At 39.6% G+C, this 21,293-nt stretch carries 20 protein-coding genes and 1 pseudogene; 6 read left to right on the top strand and 15 right to left on the bottom strand.

Going from position 1 to position 21,293, the window contains the following annotated elements:
• Nucleotides 1-37: 37 nt before the first annotated feature.
• On the bottom strand, nt 38-577 hold the full coding sequence (locus RCC89_17695) for an HPP family protein (GenBank protein WMJ74982.1): 540 nt from the start codon (nt 575-577) through the stop codon (nt 38-40).
• 332 nt (nt 578-909) lie between these two features.
• On the opposite strand from RCC89_17695, the gene RCC89_17690 reads away from it, so the two are divergent.
• Nucleotides 910-1,569, top strand: a complete 660-nt coding sequence (locus RCC89_17690) for a hypothetical protein (GenBank protein ID WMJ74981.1) — start codon at nt 910-912, stop codon at nt 1,567-1,569.
• A gap of 40 nt (nt 1,570-1,609) precedes the next feature.
• Nucleotides 1,610-2,236: a metallophosphatase domain-containing protein gene (locus tag RCC89_17685; GenBank protein ID WMJ74980.1), complete on the top strand. Its 627-nt coding sequence runs from the start codon at nt 1,610-1,612 to the stop codon at nt 2,234-2,236.
• Between the two features lie 82 nt (nt 2,237-2,318).
• Here the strand turns inward: RCC89_17685 and RCC89_17680 are convergent.
• Nucleotides 2,319-3,730: pseudogene (locus RCC89_17680) on the bottom strand (DUF4403 family protein).
• A gap of 303 nt (nt 3,731-4,033) precedes the next feature.
• On the opposite strand from RCC89_17680, the gene RCC89_17675 reads away from it, so the two are divergent.
• Nucleotides 4,034-4,666, top strand: coding sequence for a DUF305 domain-containing protein (locus RCC89_17675; GenBank protein WMJ74979.1), 633 nt, complete (start codon nt 4,034-4,036; stop codon nt 4,664-4,666).
• 62 nt (nt 4,667-4,728) lie between these two features.
• On the opposite strand, the gene RCC89_17670 is transcribed toward RCC89_17675, so the two are convergent.
• The 9 genes from RCC89_17670 to RCC89_17630 form a co-directional block, all read right to left on the bottom strand.
• A complete protein-coding gene (locus RCC89_17670) occupies nt 4,729-5,010 on the bottom strand; it encodes a hypothetical protein (protein ID WMJ74978.1) in 282 nt (93 codons plus the stop codon).
• Nucleotides 5,011-5,015: 5 nt separating this feature from the next.
• Nucleotides 5,016-5,246: a hypothetical protein gene (locus tag RCC89_17665; GenBank protein WMJ74977.1), complete on the bottom strand. Its 231-nt coding sequence runs from the start codon at nt 5,244-5,246 to the stop codon at nt 5,016-5,018.
• Between the two features lie 21 nt (nt 5,247-5,267).
• Nucleotides 5,268-5,759: a hypothetical protein gene (locus RCC89_17660; protein ID WMJ74976.1), complete on the bottom strand. Its 492-nt coding sequence runs from the start codon at nt 5,757-5,759 to the stop codon at nt 5,268-5,270.
• Nucleotides 5,760-5,806: 47 nt separating this feature from the next.
• The gene (locus RCC89_17655) at nt 5,807-6,466 is read right to left on the bottom strand and encodes a hypothetical protein (protein WMJ74975.1); all 660 of its coding nucleotides are present in this window, start codon (nt 6,464-6,466) and stop codon (nt 5,807-5,809) included.
• 69 nt (nt 6,467-6,535) lie between these two features.
• The gene (locus RCC89_17650) at nt 6,536-7,117 is read right to left on the bottom strand and encodes a hypothetical protein (protein ID WMJ74974.1); all 582 of its coding nucleotides are present in this window, start codon (nt 7,115-7,117) and stop codon (nt 6,536-6,538) included.
• Between the two features lie 386 nt (nt 7,118-7,503).
• The gene (locus tag RCC89_17645) at nt 7,504-7,656 is read right to left on the bottom strand and encodes a hypothetical protein (protein ID WMJ74973.1); all 153 of its coding nucleotides are present in this window, start codon (nt 7,654-7,656) and stop codon (nt 7,504-7,506) included.
• 483 nt (nt 7,657-8,139) lie between these two features.
• Nucleotides 8,140-10,278, bottom strand: coding sequence for a T9SS type A sorting domain-containing protein (locus RCC89_17640; GenBank protein WMJ74972.1), 2,139 nt, complete (start codon nt 10,276-10,278; stop codon nt 8,140-8,142).
• A 343-nt stretch (nt 10,279-10,621) separates the two neighbouring features.
• Nucleotides 10,622-13,411, bottom strand: a complete 2,790-nt coding sequence (locus RCC89_17635) for a T9SS type A sorting domain-containing protein (GenBank protein WMJ74971.1) — start codon at nt 13,409-13,411, stop codon at nt 10,622-10,624.
• Nucleotides 13,412-13,774: 363 nt separating this feature from the next.
• Nucleotides 13,775-14,254 carry a hypothetical protein gene (locus tag RCC89_17630; GenBank protein WMJ74970.1) on the bottom strand — a complete coding sequence of 160 codons (480 nt, stop codon included), beginning with the start codon at nt 14,252-14,254 and terminating at the stop codon, nt 13,775-13,777.
• Between the two features lie 155 nt (nt 14,255-14,409).
• Here RCC89_17630 and RCC89_17625 point away from each other — a divergent pair, with 155 nt between their 5' ends.
• On the top strand, nt 14,410-15,285 hold the full coding sequence (locus RCC89_17625; protein WMJ74969.1) for an AraC family transcriptional regulator: 876 nt from the start codon (nt 14,410-14,412) through the stop codon (nt 15,283-15,285).
• 105 nt (nt 15,286-15,390) lie between these two features.
• Here the strand turns inward: RCC89_17625 and RCC89_17620 are convergent, their stop codons facing one another.
• On the bottom strand, nt 15,391-16,194 hold the full coding sequence (locus RCC89_17620; protein WMJ74968.1) for a YsnF/AvaK domain-containing protein: 804 nt from the start codon (nt 16,192-16,194) through the stop codon (nt 15,391-15,393).
• Nucleotides 16,195-16,206: 12 nt separating this feature from the next.
• Nucleotides 16,207-16,638: a DUF2382 domain-containing protein gene (locus RCC89_17615; GenBank protein WMJ74967.1), complete on the bottom strand. Its 432-nt coding sequence runs from the start codon at nt 16,636-16,638 to the stop codon at nt 16,207-16,209.
• A gap of 406 nt (nt 16,639-17,044) precedes the next feature.
• On the opposite strand from RCC89_17615, the gene ilvC reads away from it, so the two are divergent.
• Nucleotides 17,045-18,532: a ketol-acid reductoisomerase gene (ilvC, locus tag RCC89_17610; protein WMJ74966.1), complete on the top strand. Its 1,488-nt coding sequence runs from the start codon at nt 17,045-17,047 to the stop codon at nt 18,530-18,532.
• 402 nt (nt 18,533-18,934) lie between these two features.
• Here ilvC and RCC89_17605 read toward each other — a convergent pair whose 3' ends face one another.
• On the bottom strand, nt 18,935-19,177 hold the full coding sequence (locus RCC89_17605) for a hypothetical protein (protein ID WMJ74965.1): 243 nt from the start codon (nt 19,175-19,177) through the stop codon (nt 18,935-18,937).
• Between the two features lie 248 nt (nt 19,178-19,425).
• On the opposite strand from RCC89_17605, the gene RCC89_17600 reads away from it, so the two are divergent.
• Nucleotides 19,426-20,514, top strand: a complete 1,089-nt coding sequence (locus RCC89_17600) for a PAS domain-containing sensor histidine kinase (GenBank protein WMJ74964.1) — start codon at nt 19,426-19,428, stop codon at nt 20,512-20,514.
• Nucleotides 20,515-20,592: 78 nt separating this feature from the next.
• On the opposite strand, the gene RCC89_17595 is transcribed toward RCC89_17600, so the two are convergent.
• Complete coding sequence (locus tag RCC89_17595; GenBank protein WMJ74963.1) at nt 20,593-21,237, bottom strand: DUF4494 domain-containing protein; 645 nt, start codon at nt 21,235-21,237, stop codon at nt 20,593-20,595.
• Between the last annotated feature and the right edge of the window lie 56 nt (nt 21,238-21,293).

Below are 21,293 nucleotides of genomic sequence, written 5' to 3'. Positions count from 1 at the left end.
GAAGGGTATAACCAGAGAAAGTTTCAATCTGTCTATCTTAAAACCATTTATCAGGGTATTTTCTCAGTCCTGAAATGTTGTAGAGCAAAACGGCCACAATCAACAAGATGACAGCTCCCGTCCCAACCGGGAAAAGCACATACCAGTAGCCCATACTGGTAATTTTTTCACCCCCAATTACTGCTATTAATGCAGTTGCGCCTCCCGGTGGGTGGGTAGTTGATGTTAACTTCATTATTAATAGGGCCAATGAAACTGCCAATGCTGCAGAAATCCATAGTTCCGACACTGGCAGTAAAGCAATAGTAACACCAACCAAAGCTGATACGATATGTCCCCCCACCAAATTGCGTGGTTGAGACAATGGGCTCTTGAATTCTCCATAAAGTAGAATTGCAGAGGCACCAAATGAACCAATTAGCATGATAACTTCTCTTGAAGAGAATATTAAAGAATTAAGCAATCCTAAAATAGCTATTCCCATAAACCCTCCAAGCCATGAAAGCAAGTAGTCTAGCAGGTACACCTTGTACGCTACTTTGTACTGAAGCCTTAATTTTCTCACAAGTTTCGCCATTGTTGAAGAATAAAATTTTGTTTTGCTTTATGCTTTATTAAGTCTGTAGTATAAATTTTTGTTAACTGTAAAGTTAAAGAAATATTATTTTGTATGATATCAGTGTTATTACTTATATATTAGCTTTCGTTGTATAAGTATTTTTTATTACTTATAATGCGTGGATGTAACGAAGTATAATATGTGTTTTTGACTTGTGCTTAGGTTTTGTACGCACAATGTCTTTAGTTTGGTAAACTTTTTATATTATATAAGATTATTTATATATAGACGAAATATAGAATTTGACGTTATAGTTAGGTATTGCTTTTGTTTACTTTAAACCTTTTTTGATGAGATTTAATAAAGCTATTCTTTTTGTACTGTTTTTGTGCGCTCCAGTATTGTTTAGTTATGGTCAGAACCTGGCTGATAGTCTTGCTAATAGATACTGCAAAGAAGTATCCTTGGCAGATACTGTAACTAAAGAGTCTTTTGAGGAAATTTTACCTGATATTGACCATGAAATTTACTTCAAAGAGCCAGAGTTCGTAAAAACAGTAGCGGAAGAAATTGAAAAACAGAATATATCTTTTGAAGAGTTTTATGCCAATGTGTATAGCAACTTTTCAAAAAATTGTGAAGCTTATCAGGCGATATACCTCAGCAGTGAAGAAAATGAGCTGGAGTTGAAAAACCCTGATTTCTTTTTGGAGTCGTGGTGCGATTGCTTTGATAAGCATACTGAAGGTTTTATCGGCACTGGAGACTTGAGCAAGGTGATGAAAGACTGCAACGAAGAACTTACAGGAAAAAGACCATATAGAAGAAATGTGAAAAAAGAATTGAGAAGTAGGCATATGTCTGAAGAAAGCTTCTCAAATATGATTACCGCAGACTTTCTTACGCAGTGTGATCTAATTGTTAATCACATTTTCAGTGTACGGGCCGGTGAATTGGCCAAGAGCAGTAAACTATTGCAAGTTCATTTTCAGATGATGGAGAATAAATAAAGTTTATTTGTTTAGGGGGAAAAGTGAAGGGGGAAAGAATATGAAGTTTGTTTTTATATCTGACACACATGGAATGCATGACTTGGTTGAACTTCCTAAAGGGGATGTTTTGATACATTCCGGTGATGTGTCTCAAAAAGGTACGGAAAGGGAGATTAAAGACTTTCTGAAATGGTTTTCTAAACAGGACTATCAATATAAAATATTCATTGCCGGAAATCATGATTTCTTTTTTGAAAAAAAGCTGCCAGAGGAAATAAAGCCTTTAATTCCTGATAATGTTATTTACCTCGACGACAGTGGCACAGAAATTAATGGCTTGAAAATTTGGGGGTCGCCCATTCAACCTTGGTTCTACGACTGGGCTTTCCAGCGTCAAAAGGGGGAAGATATACAAAAACATTGGGACTTGATTCCCGACGATACAGATATTTTGGTCGTTCATGGTCCTGCATATGGTGTACTGGATAGCACTGTGTTTGACGAAAAAGTTGGTTGTAAGCAGCTTTTAAACAAGATAGAAGAGGTAAAACCTAAAGTGTTTATTTCTGGCCATATACATGAAGGCTATGGAATGGTGGAGCAAAATGGCATCAAATTTATCAATGCTTCGTTGTTGGATAAACATTACTTTTATAAAAACCAACCTGTGGTGCTTGAATTCTGATAGGATCAAGCACTACAGCTCAAGGTTAGTCAAGGTCGGAACCTCATTAGGTGGCACACACTTATGATTTTCTCAGCAGGCCCTATTTAATATTTAGTGCGATTTCGCCACGTGTTCTAAGGTAAATTTTCAGGTATTGTGTATCTGGGTCTGCTACAACTCCTAAAGGCTCAATGCTGTTTACCTTGCCTGTCATGGATACAACTTCTGATAGATCTTTATTAATGACAGAAGTTAGTGCCGTACAGGACTTTTTTAGCTCTTCGTCCAGCTCAAAAACCAACCTTTCGTTAATAAGGTCCTTAAAGTGGCTATGTTTTAACCAATCGGCTGTTTTCTTTAATATGTTTTTGGTCTCAAGGCTATAATCAAAGTCTTTGATTTTAATTTGCTTAGATTCTTCGTCATAGTAAGGTATGCCTGTAAACCATAATGTGCCATCTAGGGCTCCACTCACTTGCAGTTTTACAAACAATGCATTGCCTGAACCGCTGACCTTAATATCATTGACATATAGTTTTCTCTTTCCTATTTGAAAGACAGAGTCTGTATTGGCAGCGGCTAATAGCGAAGCCTCTTCAAAGGAAAGTCCGCCTGTAATGAGCAGGTCAAATCCTTCAGGAAAGGTAGACATTCTCTGGGGTTCGGGTACCTTTGTCAACGGTTTAGGCGAAGGTGTGTCTTTGTATAAAACTTCAGGTGCGGCTGTGAGTGCTGTTTTGATCTGTATTTTTTCCCCTGTCCAGTAATGTCGGATAAGTATATGTTTTGGGGGTTGAGGTTTATCCAAAGATTCTCTTGCAAAAAGTGGTGTTTGTTTAACTCTTGCCAGACAAGGTCCATGGTTTGAGGTAGATTTACATTTTGCTGGATTTGGTCATTTATTTCAGGCGTCAGGTCCGACAGAGCATTTTGTAGAGATTTTTTGACTTTATTGGTCACGTCAATGTTGATGGCCGTTAATTTGCAACGGTTTACCGGAACTATGTCCAATGGTTGGATGTGGTTTTTTAAATGCCAGTCCGGTGCAATGGAAAAATTGGCTGAAAAACCAATATTGTCAAGTGTTCGCTTGGGTTCTTTTATGCCACACGAAGTTGATACCAATGCGATAACCCGGGTTCTGCCTTCTGCTGCATACTTCACAGAAGTTTGTGCTACGACTTGGGCATTGTGCGTTGATAAAGTTATTGGGCTTCTTTCTGCATGGTATTTATATTGAAAGTCTTTGTTGATTTTTCCAGTTACCTGCACTTTTTCAGTTAGCCAATCATTTCCAGAAGAAATATTCTTGGGAATTAAATGATTTAATGTGTCTTCTAAAAAAGCTAAATCAATATTTACAGGTATGTTTATAAACGATTGGTGGTTGATAGGTATGTGGGACAAGGTGTCAGATACCGAGGGTGCTGACGGGCTAATTCTTTTGTTGCAAGAGTGAAAGAAAGGAAAAGTCAGCAACACTGCAAGAGCGAAAAAAGTACTTTTTACCATTATTGCATTTTTAAATAGATGTCTCATATAGGGTGCGCTGAAAAACGCCCGAAATATTGATCTGTTTATATTTTATTATGAGGTATAGGTACAAAGTTTTTTGGTCTTCATGTAAGGCCATGCGTAGTGTAGCCACAGGCATGCTTTGTGGCTACGCACACTTGTGACTTCTTCAGCAGGCACTAATATATAACTTTTAAATCTTTTACTTCCATATGGGCAATATCTGAGCAAAGGTCAATTGGATCTTGATAACAATCTATTCAATAAGTGGGTTTCTTATTTGCTTAAAAAGTAATTCGTATGAATAGAACTTCCTTCTGCATGGTGATTTTTTTATTTTCAATAATACTGCTGTCGGCCTGTCGGGAAAGGCATATGCCTACAGATGGGGGGCGCTTGGGTGATGAAGTGCCTGGGCATGTCACAGCTTCACTTTCTGAGTTAATGTTTCAATCATTGGAACAGATGAGGGCCATGGAGCTTACAGGAGACCCTGATTATGATTATGCCTCTTTGATGGTCATTCACCATCAAGTAGGTATTGCCATGACAGACTATCAAATAAGACGGGCGCAGGATACCATTCAGGTGGAAGTGTCCAGAGATATACAGGCTGTTCAGGAGCGGGAGTTGGACTATTTTTCGAACTACATTCATGCAGTTCATCCTATGCCTAGAAATGGGGCGCATTTGCCCGAACTGGAAAATTTTCTTCAGGAATTTGAAGAAGAAAAGGCAGCAGTAGATACGAAGGATGATGTTGAGGAAGATTTCCCTGCACTGATGATTTTACATAATGAAAAAGGGATTCAACTTGCCAATTTGCAAATGGAACACGGAAGGGTAGAGGAGGTGGCCGCAGTTGCAGAAGAGTCTGCAAACATAAAGCAAAGCCAGATTGAAACCCTTGAGGCACTTCAGGCCGGGGAGTAAGCTGTAGCAAAGGTGGAATACCCTGTAAAATCAGAAGCCGCACTGCGAGGAGTGTGGCTTTATCAAGATTCTGGCTCGTCTGGCATAGCATCCTCTTCATCAAGGGCATTTTCCCTTCGGGTTTGGATCTCTGCACTTTCATAAGTTTCACCATCTTTTATCTCATCGGGCATATTTATCCTAATGCTCTGGTGAAACTCTTCATGTTTTATATTGCTGTAGTTTTCTACTTCCACTTTTCCTGCTTTTTCTACATGCATCCATTTCATTTTGGCGCCGGCGGAAAATTCTACATCAGGTTCCTCTAGCGGTTTGTCTGATTTGAGTTTTTTGCCTTTCTCCATGCTATTTATTTCTCTTTGCTGGTTTTTGTTTCTCCTGTTTTGGTGTTTATTATTTTCTTGACCCACCTTTTGGCTCCTGCCGCTTTTCTGAGTATGATATTCCTATGGGTGGTTTCATTTTTCACTTCACCTTTTTTCTCGTCTTTGATGACGTTGTGCTTTTTTGTTTCAGAGGCAGCAGAAATCTCTGCTATATACCTACGGCCCTTTTCGTCTCTCTTTTCGTCTTCTGCCATAATTAAGCCTTGCTAAATGTGTCAAGATTTTGAAATTTTCTCTCCCGCTTTCTGAACCAGTTCTCCTGCTTTGTTTTCGCCTAAAGATTCCCCAGCAGATTGGATTTTTCCCCCTACTGTATTTGACTTTTGTCCATTGGAAGCGTTTATTTTATCCAGAGGGATAAGGTTTTTAAGCGCATCTGGGTTTTCGTCCAGGTACTTAAGGGTTCTTAACAGTATGTTTTCAACCCGTTTCAGTCGAACGTTGAGGTGGGCTTCTGCTTCAACCTCTTTTATCTCCAGCTTTACCTTTTCTATATGTACTTTGGTTCCTACTTCAATATTGACAAAGTTAGCAAGTTGGGCTTTGACAGAAATTTCAGCGTCAAGGTTTTCTACATCTAACTTGATTTCGCCCACTTTAAGCTTGGGAACATCAAGGATTACATCAGGTTCAGGCACTTTTTTCTCAGACGAGATATCAAAGTCTTTTTGTTCTTCGTGGCTGTTGTTTTTCTGGTCTTCTGACATAAATATTTGTTTTTTATAAGGTTAAAAATACAAAGGGGACAGGCCGCTTAACTGGCGGCCTGTTTAGTTCCTTGTCCTACTCCGCTGAGTGTGCCTTTGGCGCCCTCACCAATGCTTCCCGTGGCACTTCCGGCGCCTTCACCGATTTGCCCGGTAGCCTTTCCGGCACCTTCGCCAATTGGCTTTAGCACTTCAGTAAGCATATCAGCATTGTTGTCGAGCATTTCCATTACTCGAACCAGTACGCTTTTGACCCTTTCCAAACGTACTTGCAGGTATGCTTCGGCCCTTACACCCGTTATGATTACCTCTACCTGATCGAGATGGGCATGAACCCCGGCGTCTATATGTACCAGGTTCAGGGCTTCTACATGAAGGTCTACTCTTGCATCAATGTCTTCTACATTGATACGAATTTTATCTACTTTTACCTCAGGCACCTCAAGTATTACATCTACCTCTGTGCCATCTATTTCAGAAGGAAAGCCTAACGTATGCTTTTGTAGCTTTATTCTTTCCTCTCTGCTTTTCTCCTTCTGAGGTTTGTCTTCTGGTGTTACGTCTACCTCTGTTTTATCCTGGTTTTTCTTTTTCAGCTCCAGGTTCTGCTGCTTGTTGTTATTTTCCTTCCGCTCTCTTTTGGCTCTGTTTTCGTCCTTGTCTCTCTTTTTGCTCTTGTCCCTCGTAAACAGTTCTTTCAGCTTCATCCCTCTAGTATTTATGTTGTTATGTTTGCAGACATACTTCTGCTTTTAATATAGTGACGGCTTAGTGTTTTAGAAGACGTTTACATTTTTAAGCATCTTCTTTATGCCGACACCTAATTTAATGTTGCTAATGGCGTCTCCGGCTTTAGTCACTATGCCCTTAGCTCCTTGTCCCACACCTTGAAGAGTGTCTTTAGCACCTTGGCCGATGCTTCCAACTGCGCTTCCTGCTCCTTTGCCAACTTCACCAGTGGCTTTTCCTGCACCCTCTGCCACTGGTTTAAGTAGTGACTTCAGGATTTCAGGGTTATGGTCTAGTGTCTGAATCGTTCTGTTAAGAATTGTTTTGACCCTTTCCAATCTTGCCTTCAGGTATGCTTCAGCCCTTACCCCTTCGATTTCGATGTCTACTTTGCCAATGTGTACATTAGCACCGACATTAACTTTTACGAAATCAGCAATTTTGGCATTGACTGATACATGAGCATCCAGATTGCGTACTTTGACTTTTATTTCGTCAACTTTTACCTCCGGGATGTCAAGTATAACATCTGGCTCGGTTGGTTTGTTATCAGAAGTTTGTATTGTTCCTGATGAGTTCTTTTTTTGCTTCTCCTCGTCTTTGTCCTTTTTGTTGTTCTTGCCCCACATAGCCTTTCAAGTTTAGCATTGCACCATTAAACGGGGGACTGTTTATTAGACTTTTAGTCCCTTATAAGGAAAACAAAAATAATAGGCGCATGTTCATTAAAGCAAAATGAAACTTATAGCGTGTAGGGGAGAGGGGGAATATGATGTTTGCTGCTTGTTTTTATTTCTGTTTATACATCCAGCGAAGAAAAAGAGAAAGCGCTAATACTCCTATAAGTAAAATAATTATTGAGCCAATAGTTACGTTTTCGAAAGCCATAATGGTGAAGGATTATTCTTTTATAAAGATACTACTTTGGCCTAAGTTTGCAAAGGAAATTTTCGGATCTTGTTTTTGAGCAAATGAAAAGCCACTCCGGTTAGAAGTGGCTTTATTCGGTTAATGATTAATACAATATTGCATCTTCACCGTCATGCTGCCCATCTTCGTATTCTCCTTTCGTTTCATCACCAGCATTATCACCCTCACTGGCAATATGTAGTTTCAAAAAGATACTATCTCCTACAACTTCAGCTCCCCACATTTCTCTTTTGTGCATCAACCTATTATTATATTACCAGATGCGGTACAGCATGTTTGAAAAAAATACAGGTAAGGCAGGGGCAGGCCTAGAACCGCTTCGTGCAACGTCTCTACCTATACCACGGCCTCAAGTAACCCGGTCACAAATAAAAACGAACAAATGGCAGCTATATCCCCGAAAGCGAATACCATTCCAGCTGTTGTGCGTTCTTATAAGTCTGCTGTAACCAAACACGCTAACCGGTTGGGTTTAGAACATGCCTGGCAACCCCGGTATCACGATCGTATCATCCGAAATGAGACAGAATTCCAACGTATTTCGAATTACATTAAAAACAACCCAGCGAAATGGAAGGATGATAAATTTTTCGCAGCATGAGAGTTTTATTACACCCTTGTTGGCGGGGTAAAGTCGCCATCATCTGGTTGCTAATTGGCATTTAGCATAAAGAAACAAGCTCAGTTTACAAACCGAGCTTGTTCTGTAAGTATATAAAAACTAATTCTTGATGATCTTAAGTACCGAGATATTTTCCTTTTCTAGGACTTGCACAAAATAAATACCATTGCTGAGTCCGGAAAGATTAACATTATAGGTGAACACGTTGCCAGTTTTTTCAGCTTCAAAGGATAAATGTTCTCCTCCTGTAACGTCTAGCACCTTTATTTGTACAGGGCCGTTATAACTACTGTTTACCTCCAATGTAGCTTCAGCGTTTACTGGATTAGGGTAAACTTTAAAGCCGCTGTCCATTTCTTCAGCATTTACGCTGGTAATGATAACTTCATGTTCGTCTGACATAATTTTACAGCCTGCCATTACCTCTATTTTTACACTGTACATACCTGACGCTTCAGCAGTCATAGATCTATTGGTTTCACCATCTAGTCGTTCGCCGTTTCTATACCATTGGTATGATATCCCTTCGGAAGCTGTTAGCACGTTGTCTTCAGTCAAGACATATACATTAGGTTCTTCAAAAATCACAGTTACAGGTTCTGAAACATAAACTTTCCCGTCAACCTCAATGCGTACATGGTAGTCTCCGCTGCCTAGCCTGTCACTTTCAAAGATTCCGATACTGTAGGCCCTCTCATTGATGTTGTCCAGGTGATTCCCATCTTTATACCAGTAGTAGGTTGCGTTTTCTTTGTTAGGTACGCGTAAAGTAACTCTTTTCCCCGGGCATACCACAAACCTTCCATCATCGCCTGGCTGTAGGAAATTACCATCTTCATCTCGGACAATAAGGTCTACAGGTTTGGGGTCAGGGTCTTTTCTGACAATTGTAAAGTATTCATCAGTCACTATGCTGTCCTCGCAAAGAGAACCGAGAATTAGCCTATAAGAGCCGGCCTTCGAAATTGGAAAATCCCAATGCCAAATTGGCTCATCTAAAGTGTAACTCCATTCAATAAGATCTTCTCCTGTTTCTTCATGGACAATTTTATACAAATGACCAGCTATATTGTAAGTAAACCCTATATCTATAGTCGTGTCTTGTGATATCTCAATAATTCCGTCAGGCGCAAGACTTGCTTGTTCAGGGGCTACAGGAGTGACAATGTCTAACGTGTCAATTGTTTCAGCTATAATTCCTTCTTCTGGATGTATGGCCCTTACTGTAAAAATATTGTATCCTAATGGTGCAGATGGAGCAGTTGAGGGAAACTCCAATGGGAATCTCCTTTCATGGCTTTCTATCGGCCCCAAGGTAGTTTCGTGAGAGCCGACAAATTGTATTTCATGAACTCCCGTAAAAGTTATATCTCCCGACACATCTCCTTCCACATCAAAACCAAGTTCGAGGGGGCCATCTATAAGGCATGCAAAGTCATTGGCGCTAGGTATATGTAAATTTGTGATCTGTAGGTCTGGCAATGGAGGTTCATCGGTACGGGTTATAGTAAAATAGCCGTCAGTTACCACACTGTCTTCGCATAGTGACCTGCCAATTAGCCTGTAAGTTCCCGGTTCTGAAACATCCATGGTAAAATGTTGTATATGTGGTGGGTCTGAGATCATTTGCCAGTCGGTAAAATCCTCGCCAGATTCTTCGTGCACAATTTTAAAGAAATGTCCAACACCTCCACGTCCTCCGTCAACAACAATGGTGAAGTCGAATATAGTATCTTGGGAAATTTCAAAATCTACTTCTGGATGTGTAAACCCGGCATTTTCTACATCTACCTTTTGGACTACTTCGAACGAGCGACTGGATGTGAGTAGGGTATCACCGCCATTTATTGCGGCTACAATAAATAGGTGGTTTATAGTTGGGGAAGAAGGAAAACCTAAATCTGTGAACTGGTCTGTAAAGCTTCTTTCGTTATAAGGAATGGTGTCTAACCTGTTTTCAACAAAGGTCATCCATGAGTGTCTGTGAAAAGCCGTGAATTGTACGTCTTCCGGTACTTCGCCTTCCACATCAAATGCGAGTTCATATTTTCTGTCCTCGTCCAGACACACCCGGTCGTCATGGCCTACAATTCTTATGTTGGTGATTTCGAACTGCGGTTCTTCGTTATTTATGTCATTTGCTATGGCTGTAGCTTTCGTTGAGAACAATAATAGAAGCAATAGTAGATGGAACTTTAAAGGTTCTATCTCGGAAAATATGCGTGTAAGTTTCTGCATGACAAATAAAGTTTGTGATAAAGTGAGTTAAATGAAAGTATCAGTTTCCGAGTTCACGGTCAAAAGCAAAAAACTTTTGTTAGCTGGTTGTTAGTTTTTTATCTCATGTCGATTAGGGTTTGTATTTGGGAAAACCGAGTGCAGTATAAAATGTTTCATTTTTGGTTGTGGGTGCTATTATGATTGGTGGGTAATGGAAATTGCTAGTTTTTTAGTAATCTGGAAGGGGGTTACTTGCAGCTTTACAAAAGGGGAAGGGGTAGGAGGCCTAAATTGCTTAAAACACGACAAGCTTGGCCAAAGATGCCAAGCTTGTCGTGTTTTTTTGAGAATTTGATAGTATTTAATTCTTGATGATCTTAAGTACCGAAATATTCTCATTTTCCAGAACTTGCACAAAATAAATCCCATTGTTGAGTCCGGAAAGATTAACATTATAGGTGAACACGTTGCCAGTTTTTTCAGCTTCAAAGGATAAATGTTCTCCTCCTGTAACGTCTAGCACCTTTATTTGTACAGGGCCGTTATAACTACTGTTTACCTCCAATGTAGCTTCAGCGTTTACTGGATTAGGGTAAACTTTAAAGCCGCTGTTCATTTCTTCCGCATGTACGCTGGTAATGATAACTTCATGTTCGTCTGACATGATTTTGCAGCCTGCCATTACCTCTATTTTTACACTGTACATACCTGACGCTTCAGCAGTCATAGATCTATTGGTTTCACCATCTAGTCGTTCGCCGTTTCTATACCATTGGTATGATATCCCTTCGGAAGCTGTTAGCGCGTTGTCTTCAGTCAAGACATATACATTAGGTTCTTCAAAAATCACAGTTACAGGTTCTGAAACATAAACTTTCCCCTCAACCTCAATGCGTACATGGTAGTCTCCACTGCCTAACCTTTCACTTTCGAAGACACCAACACTGAATGCCCTTTCATTGATGCTTTCCAGGTGTTCCCCGTCTTTGTACCAGTAGTAAGTAGCGTTTTCTTTATTAGGAACTCGTAAAGTGGCCCTTGCGCCTGGGCAGATAACAAACCTTCCATCATCGTCTGGCTGTAAGTTGTTTCCATCTTCATCTCTTACTACAATCTCTATAGGCTTTTCTTCTATTTCTCTATGTTTGATCGTAATGAACCCATCAAGTCTGATACTGTCGAAGCACACTATTTCACCATCACTTGATACGCCTCTTCCGTACAACCTATAGGTTCCATCTTCAGAGATGGCTTCAGAAAAAGTAGCTGCGCCTAGTCTGTGGGTTACCCAGTCGGTAATACTGCTTCTAGTTTCTTCATGTACCAGCTTGTATTGTATCCCTTCAACTTGTTGTCCTGTGGGGGTGACCTCTACAAATTCACCTTCTTCTGGATTTATATATACAACCTCGTCCATTACTGTCCTGGTTTCCTCGCCACCGAGTACTGTGCCTGAAAGGTTGGCATTGGTCGGAACTTCAATGATTTCAGTAAATAATGTATCGCTTTGCTCGATTGTACCATTGTCCCTCGCTTCTATAAAAATACCATAGTCGCGATTCGCATAAGGGATATCTTCTGGAAAGCTCAATAAAATTTTATTGTTATCCGTGGCAGGAGTGCTACCAATTTCTGTAGAAGCAATCATGTCTGCGTCCGTCATCATGGCATAAAAAACAGTCCCCTCTGGGAAAGAGCCCTCCGTTTCAAACTCTAAGTAATAATCTTCTTCACGGTCAAGGCAGAGCACCCCGTTTTCAGAAGCTGGTAAATTGATGCTAGTGATTTGGCCCTCTCTTTCTTCAGTCCGTATAACAGTGAAATATTCATCAGTTACAACACTGTCTTCACAGAGAGATTGGATGACCAGCCTATAGGTTCCCGGTTCAGAGATTTCAGCATTTTGAACTATCACTGGAGGGTCTGGGATTCCTGCCCAATGGGTCAAATCTTCACCGGACTCTTCGTGTACAACTTTAAAAAGGTGGCCTATGCCTCTTTCCGCAGGGTCAGTACCCATGTAAAGTTCTATAGTAGTATCTTGAGTTATTTCAATTTCAGAAGGCATGCCCAAAGCAGCAGTTTCTATATCAATATGCCTGACAATATCAAAAGACTGGGTGTCCGCTGCTATTGTCTGGCCATCTTGTATGGCTTTCACCACGAATAAGTGCCTCCCGTCTGGAGAGGATGGAAAGTACTCTTCTGGAAATTCTCCGGGTATACTCCGTTCCTCGCTTGAAACAGTATCAAGATTGTAATATGCGACTGAAAGATAAGATATTTGGTATTCTGCCGTAAACTCTACATCGTCCGGAATGTCTCCTTCTGCATCAAAAGCTAGATCGTACGACAGGTCTTCGCCCAAACATACCAGTTCATCGTGACCTGAAATTCTGATGTTCGTTATTTCGAATTCTGGCTCATCTTCTTGGGTTACGGTAAAATAATCATCCGTTACCACACTATCTTCACAGAGGGATCTTCCTATCAGTCTATAGGTGCCTGGTTCGGAAACTTCAATAGATTTGTTAATGAATGGTGGATCAGTGATCATTTGCCACTCCGTTAAATCTTCACCGGACTCCTCATGAACTATTTTAAAAGAGTGGCCAATGCCCCCACTTCCTATGTCTACACTAAGGAATAGGTCCAGAATAGTATCTTGCGAAATTGCAAAATCCTCTTCGGGAGACATGATTTCAGCATTTTCTACATCTATCTTTTGGACTACTTCGAACGAGTTACTGGATGTGAGTAGGGTGTCATCGCCATTTATTGCCGCTATAACAAATCCGTGGTTTGTAACGGGGGAAGAAGGAAAGCCTGAATCTGTAAATTGACCTGTAAAACTTCTTTCGTTATAAGGAATGGTGTCTAACCTGTTTTCGACAAAGGTCATCCATGTGGACCTGTGAAAAGCCGTGAATTGTACGTCTTCCGGCACTTCGCCTTCCACATCAAATGCAAGTTCATATTTTCTGTCCTCGTCTAGACATACCCGGTCATCATGGCCTACAATCCTAATATTTGTGATTTCGAACTGCGGTTCTTCATCATTTTGTGCGTTGAGTTTTTCATAAGGTGTAATTATAAGTAGCGTTAGAAAGACATACTTTAATGTGAAAAATTCTGGTACAGTTTTTCTCATAATCTGTTTTGTTTGGTAAAAATTAACAATTCAGTTTAATCATCCGTGAGCTACGGGCATGGGACTATAATAAAAGTGGCTTTTGGTAACCTTGGATAGATGTTATTTAGAAGACGAAGTTTTATTGACCATCTGACTCTTTATTAAACCTGAAATATGCATTAGAACTTTCTATTGTGTGGCAAAATAACTTCAAATCAGACGCTTCGCTCGCATTTGGTTAACCATGTTTTAGCTTTTGCCGATTAATTTCCTGCTATGTATAATTGGGTTAACAGGATAGTGTAGAGATTGTTTGAGGTAAGAGGGGTATAAAAAAAAGCCTTTGCTGGAAACAAAGGCTTTTAAAAGGAGTGTTTTTAATTATTTGCTTAAGTATTTTGTATATGGTCTGCTTGATGTCGCTTCGTCGCCCGGTCTGGCTTGATACCACATGATTAACCTGCGGGAGCTAACTTCCAAGATATTGTAGATGCCTTTTCTTTCACCTTCATCAATGATAAGCTGATCACGGTTAATTTTGAAGTAAGCAGTATCTGTTTGAGCTGTTTCGGTGAAGATAATAGTCTTTTCGTGTTTGTCTATGGTAATGACCTGATGCGGATACTCAACATTCCTGATGGTCGTGTCAGGAAGATTGGTTGGTTGGAATTCAATACTGTCAGTTTCCCATCTGCCATGTAAACGGTCTTTAAGCGTTACTTCAGGGCTTCCGCCAGTACTTGGCCTGTCTTCAATCTCTTGGTCCTCTTCTGGTACCGGATCTTTTTTTGAGCAAGACCCAAATGTGAACAATGCTGTGAGGCCAAGTAAAACTATCGCTTTAAGGGTATAAGAACTCATTTTAAAATTGTAGGTTTTTGTAAAAATACACTATTTTGGAATTTTACAAAAGGTTTTTGTGTGAATATAACAGTCGTTATATTATTTTGTACTTTATTAATTTGGGGTTTGGGAAATGGCATAATATACTTTAAACAAAATAGTTCGATTAGCTAGTGTCAAAGAAAATACCTATTTATAGTATCAATGAATTTAGCCATAACAAATTGGCCAATGTCAAATATCAAGTAGAGGTCTTTGATGCTAATCGACATTTTAAAGTTGAATACCCACACAGGCACCATGGGTTTTATGAGGTGCTTTTTTTGACTAAAGGTTCAGGAAAACATGTTATAGATTTTCAAACCTATGTTATTCGCCCTTATAGTGTTTTTTTCCTGTCGCCGGGTCAAGTCCACACCTTAGAACTGTCAGATGACATTAAAGGGTATATATTTCTGTTTACTTCTGAATTTTACCTTTTCAACAAGCATAACAAAAACAGGCTGTTAGAGCTGCCTTATTTTTATCATTTGCAGGCAGAAACACCGCCGCTTTACATAGAAGATCCCGCAGATTGCCAAACGCTTGTGTCTTTATTTAAGTCAGCTTGTCGAGTACTTGATATTGAAGATCAAGAAGATAAAGAGGAGTCGCTCGCTGCATTGTTGGACTTGATTTTGCTCCACTGTAAAAGGTTGTATCCTAGTGTATCAGTGACTGGAAGTGCTAAAAAAGGGCGTTTGTTGGTAAAAAGGTTTAAGCAGCTTATTGAAGAAAACTATCAATATAACTACTCTGTAAGAGACTATGCGAATATGCTTGCCGTAACCCCGGGTCACTTGACTGAAACAGTAAAAGAGCTGACAGGAAGAACCTCTAACCAGCTTATTCATGAAAGGACTATTATAGAGGCTAAAAAACTGTTACAATATACTGAGTTAACAGTCACACAAATCTCACACGAACTTAACTTTAAGGACCAGTCTTATTTCGGCCGTTTTTTCAAAAAGCATACTGGTGTCACTCCTGATGAATTCCGTAAGCAATAGAGATGATGACAAAATCGGTTATTTATCAAAAGGAGGGGATTGTTAATGGTGGGATAAAATAAGCCCACAACTAATAAAGTCATGGGCTTAAATTTATATTCCGACTTAATTATGGTCTGGCTTAATGTTTGGGTTGTCAGGGTTTGTTACCCGCTTTTTTTGTTGCTCTTTACCTTTTTCAACCTCCACATCTTGTCTTTTTACCCGGTCTCTGATTGTTTCTTCTTTTTCCTTGACATCTTTTTTAAGATGGACTTCTTCTACGACACGGGCTTCCTTGTTTACTACAGGAACTTCTTTTTTCTCTCTGGCCTCTATGGATCCCTCTTTGAAGTTTTCTAGCTCGGCTTCAGTAGCTTTCCGATTAACTGGATTCCTCTCTACATTAATCTTTTCGGTTCTTAGCCTTAGTTTTTCCTCTACCGGCTTGTCTATAATACGGCTGCGCAATTTCACGCCTCCAGTATCTACTTTTTTCTTCCCGACATTCATTTCTTCCTCTATCACAGGAATAGTTTCAGACTTGTCAGTTGTTCTCTTTGAGCCAGTTTTTTCCTGATATCCTTTGTCTTTCTTTAGCTTTTCATCAATATCTACAGCACCGTTTTCATCAAGGATTCTGGCAGCGGTTTCAGCTTCTTGTGTTGACTTGCAGTGTACTGTAACCAATGTGCCTCCTGTTCTTGCGGCGTGGCTGTATGTGCGGGATTCTTCTGTATCTCCAAATAGGTTGTTGAAGAACTTTGAGAAGCTATCTTCCTCTTTCTTTTCACTTTTGGCGATGTTCTCTGGATGTTCTTCTCCCGCAATATCAATATTGTTAATTGGTATCCCAGCTTCTATTAGCTCCTGGGCAGCAATGTGTGCTTTGTCTGAGTAGTTAAATAATCCAACAACTGTTTTTGCCATAGTTTTTTTAGTTTAATTTTTGTTTCCCTTGTTTTTACCTCGCTCTACTTCTACCTCTTCTTTTCGAAGGGTTACTTTTTGTTGATTGGCACTGGTTGTTTTCTTTCTCGTTACCCTTACCTCTTCAACAAGTACTGTACGTTTTACAACTACTTCCTTTAGGACACTTATAACCGTGGTGTTCCCCTCATTTCGAATGGCAGGAGGCGGCTCGTCTACAAATTGATTTACCTCCACCCGTTCTACTTCCAATTCCTCATTTACCACAGGTACATCTACTTCAACCTCTTTTTCAGTTACATGCTTGTAAATGTGCACACTGCCGGTTTCTTTCGTTTCTTTTTCTACTTTTACCTGCTCTTCTATAACCGGAATTCTCTTTTCTTCCGGTTGAAAGTCTTTTGTCTCCTTTTGTTTACGGCCCTGGCCCGATGAATAGTCCATGTATCATTCGTTTGCTCATGTTCTGATATAGTAACAAAGGTATATGGGTAAAGTGTTTGAAAAGTGTTGTGTATAAGTTTAGTATTTTGGTTTTCAGTAGCTTTGTTCTTGTTGGATGAAGTGTTAAAACTTAGAGTTGGAAATAATAGTAAAATTTTTGTGAGGTATTGGTGACAGCGTTTTCCGGCCTTGTTTTTTCTGTACAGTAATCTAATGATTTCTTTCGGGCTAGCCACGGGCGCAAAGTCTATTTTTAAGGTCTCACGATTTTAGTAAATCCTATAAATCCGTGAAAAGTACCTAAACAAACGTGTAAAGCTTCATTGTTTCTGAAAAATAATTATGCAAATTTGTAGCGATGTAATCTGACACATCAGAATGATCATAAATAAACCTAAAATAACCAATGGCAAATTATTTTAATACCCTTCCGTTAAGGGAGCAATTAAACCAATTAGGTACTTGCGAATTCATGGACAGAAGTGAATTTGCAGACGGTGTAAATGCCCTAAAAGGAAAAAAGATTGTAATCGTAGGTTGCGGTGCGCAAGGTCTTAACCAAGGCCTTAACCTTAGAGACTCTGGACTTGATGTCTCTTATGCACTGAGAAAAGAAGCAATAGAACAAAAGAGACAAAGCTGGAAAAATGCTACTGATAATGGATTTACAGTAGGTACTTACGAAGAGCTTATCCCTACTGCAGACCTTGTTAGCAACCTGACACCAGATAAGCAGCATACTTCTGTAGTAAGTGCTGTTATGCCTTTAATGAAAAAAGGTGCTACGCTTTCTTATTCTCACGGTTTCAATATCGTTGAAGAAGGAATGCAAATCCGTGAAGATATCACTGTAATTATGATTGCCCCTAAATCTCCGGGCTCTGAAGTAAGAGAAGAGTATAAAAGAGGTTTCGGTGTTCCTACCCTAATTGCGGTTCACCCTGAAAACGATCCCGAAGGTAAAGGACTTGATTATGCTAAAGCATATTGCGTAGGAACAGGTGGCGACAGAGCAGGTGTACTTATGAGTTCATTTGTTGCAGAAGTTAAGTCTGACCTTATGGGTGAGCAGACTATCCTTTGTGGTCTTCTTCAGACTGGCTCTATTCTTTGCTTTGACAAAATGGTTGAAAAAGGCGTTGACAAAGGGTATGCTGCTAAACTTATCCAGTACGGTTGGGAAGTTATCACTGAATCTTTGAAGCATGGCGGTATTACTGCTATGATGGACAGACTTACCAATCCTGCTAAAGTTAAAGCTTTCGAACTTTCTGAAGAGCTTAAAGATATTATGCGTCCATTGTTCCAAAAGCATCAGGACGATATTATGAGCGGTCATTTTTCTAAAACTATGATGGAAGATTGGGCAAACGACGATGCCAACCTTCTTAAGTGGAGAGCTGCTACTGGTGAAACTGCTTTCGAAAAAACCGATGCATCAGATGTGAAGATAAAAGAGCAGGAGTTTTATGACAATGGCCTTTTAATGGTTGCTATGGTTAGAGCAGGTGTAGAACTTGCTTTCGAAACTATGACGGAGGCTGGTATCAAAGAAGAGTCAGCTTACTATGAGTCGCTTCACGAAACACCACTTATTGCGAATACCATCGCACGTAAGAAGCTTTTCGAAATGAACCGTGTTATTTCTGATACTGCAGAATATGGTTGCTACCTTTTCGACCACGCTTGTAAGCCACTTCTTGCCGACTTTATGAAGAAAATCGATACAGATGTAATCGGTAAAAACTTCAATGACGGAAAAGATAATGGTGTAGACAACAAGTCAATTATCGAAATAAACGAGGAGATCCGTTTCCACCCTATAGAAATTATAGGTGCTGAACTTCGTGCGGCTATGACTTCTATGAAGCAAATTAGCTTAGGTCAGGAATAATCTTCAGGTGAAGATATTTTAATTTTTATAGAAAGGCTGTTTCCGAGAGGGGGCAGCCTTTTTTTTAGTTCTTTTTAATGGAGTAGGTAGCTAGGGCGCGCTGAAAAACGCCCAAAACATTGATCTGTTGATATCTGTATAAGAATTAGGAGGTATGGATGCAAGGTTTTTTCGGTTATTTCTTATTTTTCCGTGCACATTAAAGTGAGAAGCTTTTAACCCAATACTTTTTTGGGCTAGTCACAAGCGCACAATCTACTTTATGGCCTTACATTCGAAGTATTCCAATACGTCTTCATGTAAGGCCATGCGTATCTTGCACACTTGTGACTTTTTCAGCAGGCCCTAACTAAAAAAGAAAACGGCTTGAGGTTGTCCCCAAACCGCTTTGTTTTTTGTTTGCTAACACTGAATCCTCTCTATATCCTTTTCAGGAACCTTACAAACATTGCCTTCTTTGTCTTGGGTTACTAAAACCTGAAGTTCATCTTCCCCAGGATATAAATCTCTTAGGTATTCGTCATTCATGACGGTCGTTTCCCTCCCTAAAACCCGGGCTTCAAGTTCCTCTCCAAACTCCATGGCAGATGGCGATTCGTTTATTATGAAAACCCTACATAGTCCATTTTCTGTATTTTCTTTCATGCTGATACCTTTTTTATTCAAGAACACATGTTTTATTCAAGAACACATGTGCCAAAAAATGAGTTGCAGGCTTGTGTTTCTTGCTCCCCTACTATTTTCTGTGATAGGATTTTGTGTCCTTTATAAGTTTTTTAATCAGAATATCTAAGGTTTATTAAGTATAAAATATGTATTTGAGGGCTATGTTTTTATTGAAACATTAAGGTTGTGGCATGGTTGTACTGGTATCGGAATTTAACTGAACCCATATGCCGCATTTTGCATCAGCTTTATACAAGGATTTATATAAAGGCATGCTTGAGAACCTGCCTGATGCTGTAATAGTTGTTAATCAGCAAGGAATAATTCGTGCAGCAAATAAACAGGCGGGAGAGCTTTTTGGGTATAGTGTGAATGAGCTGGAAAATAGCGAGCTGGACATCTTAATACCCAAACCTAGTAAAGAAATCCATAAGAAATATGTAGAGCAATATTTTGAAAGCCCTGCAAGACGGAGAATGGGGAACCATAGGGTTGTTAAAGCGCTTCGGAAGGATGGGTCGGAGTTTTATATTGATATAATTCTTGCTCCTCTCAAAGTGGAAGATGCGGTTTATTCTGTAGCCTCTTGTAGAGATATTGATGCTCAAAAAGGGCAAGAAGAAATTCTTTTTGAGGATAATTTAAAGCTTCAAACTATCAATAAGGAGCTGGAAAAATTTAGCTATACTATTTCTCATGATCTGAAAGCCCCACTGGCTAAAGTACAAGGTCTAATGGATATGCTCTTAGAAGATGTAGAAAAGGGTAAAAGTGCAAAAGAGCTTCAACAGGTTTCTCAATATATCAGTGAAAGTCTTTCTTCTATGAAAAATATGATTTCTGATGTATTGGATACAGCTAAAAATCGACCCTCAGAGGAAAGTGTCCATATCCGGGAAGTACTGGAAGAGCTTTACCGGTTGATAATTGTACCTCATAATTTCAAGTTAGTACTGGATTGTAATTTTGCTGTTGTATCCGGAGGAAAAGTTCAGCTTCTGCAGGTTTTGCTCAATTTAATAACTAATGCTATTAAGTACAATGACAAAGAAAGCGGGGAAATAGAACTTACTTGTCATAGTAAAGACGGGATGTATGAGTTTTGTGTTTCAGACAATGGAAAAGGTATTTCTGAAGAGCGACTGGAAAAAATTTTTGAGAAATTTGAAAAGGGGCAGGAGGAGGATTCTGACTCTCATGGTATTGGTCTGGCTACTGTAAAAGAAATTGTTGAGTCAAGGGGAGGGAAAGTTTATGCAGAAAGCAAAGGGGGGAAGGGTACTCAGGTGAAATTTTCATGGCCAAAAGCTAAATGATTTGGTGAAAATTATATTTAAGATCAATCCCCTTGAAGCCAAAGGTGGCGGTAAATACCACCACCTTTTGGGGTAAAATTACTCAGCTTTTTCTTCTTCAGCTTCAGGTTCCTCTTGTTGAGTTTCTTCTTCAGCTGCTTGGTTGTTTACTGCTATTTCCTCTTCAGCTTTTTCTTCTTCTTCCGTGGAGTTTTCCGGGACATTGGTCACTACTTCCCTTTCTAAATACTCATCATCTTGGAAAGATGGTCCTTCATATACATCATTGTCCTCTTCTTCCTCTTGCTTGTTTTCTTCACGCTCATAGTAAGGAAGTACCTCTACAATATTTGTAGTCACGATGTCCATAATGGTATAGTCAGAAACAGAGGTAGCAAATATTTCCTCTACATGGTCATAAGCTTCTTTGACATTGTTGCCACTTACCAGAATGATCTGGTTAGACTTTTTCTCTTTTCCACTTTGCTCATCTACAGTCACCATAGATACCTTACATTTATACCAGGTAAAGGCATCCTCACGGAAAACTAGTTCATGAACACGATACTTGCTTACTTTGAGCAAGATAAAATCTTTATAGTTAGAACCTATTTCATCATACACTCTTGCTTCTGCATCTGTAAAGCTAACAGCATCAATTAAATAGGTTTCTGTTACAGCGTTATAACCACCATCCGCATCTTCACGATGATATTTAAATTTACATTCAAACCAGGTAGACATATTGAGATTTATTTTTTGGATTATCCTTTAAAGTTAACTGGTATGTTTTAAAAAAC

The organism is Cytophagaceae bacterium ABcell3 (assembly GCA_030913385.1).
GTDB lineage: Bacteria > Bacteroidota > Bacteroidia > Cytophagales > Cytophagaceae > ABcell3.
This window is presented reverse-complemented; position numbering and strand designations above follow the sequence as displayed.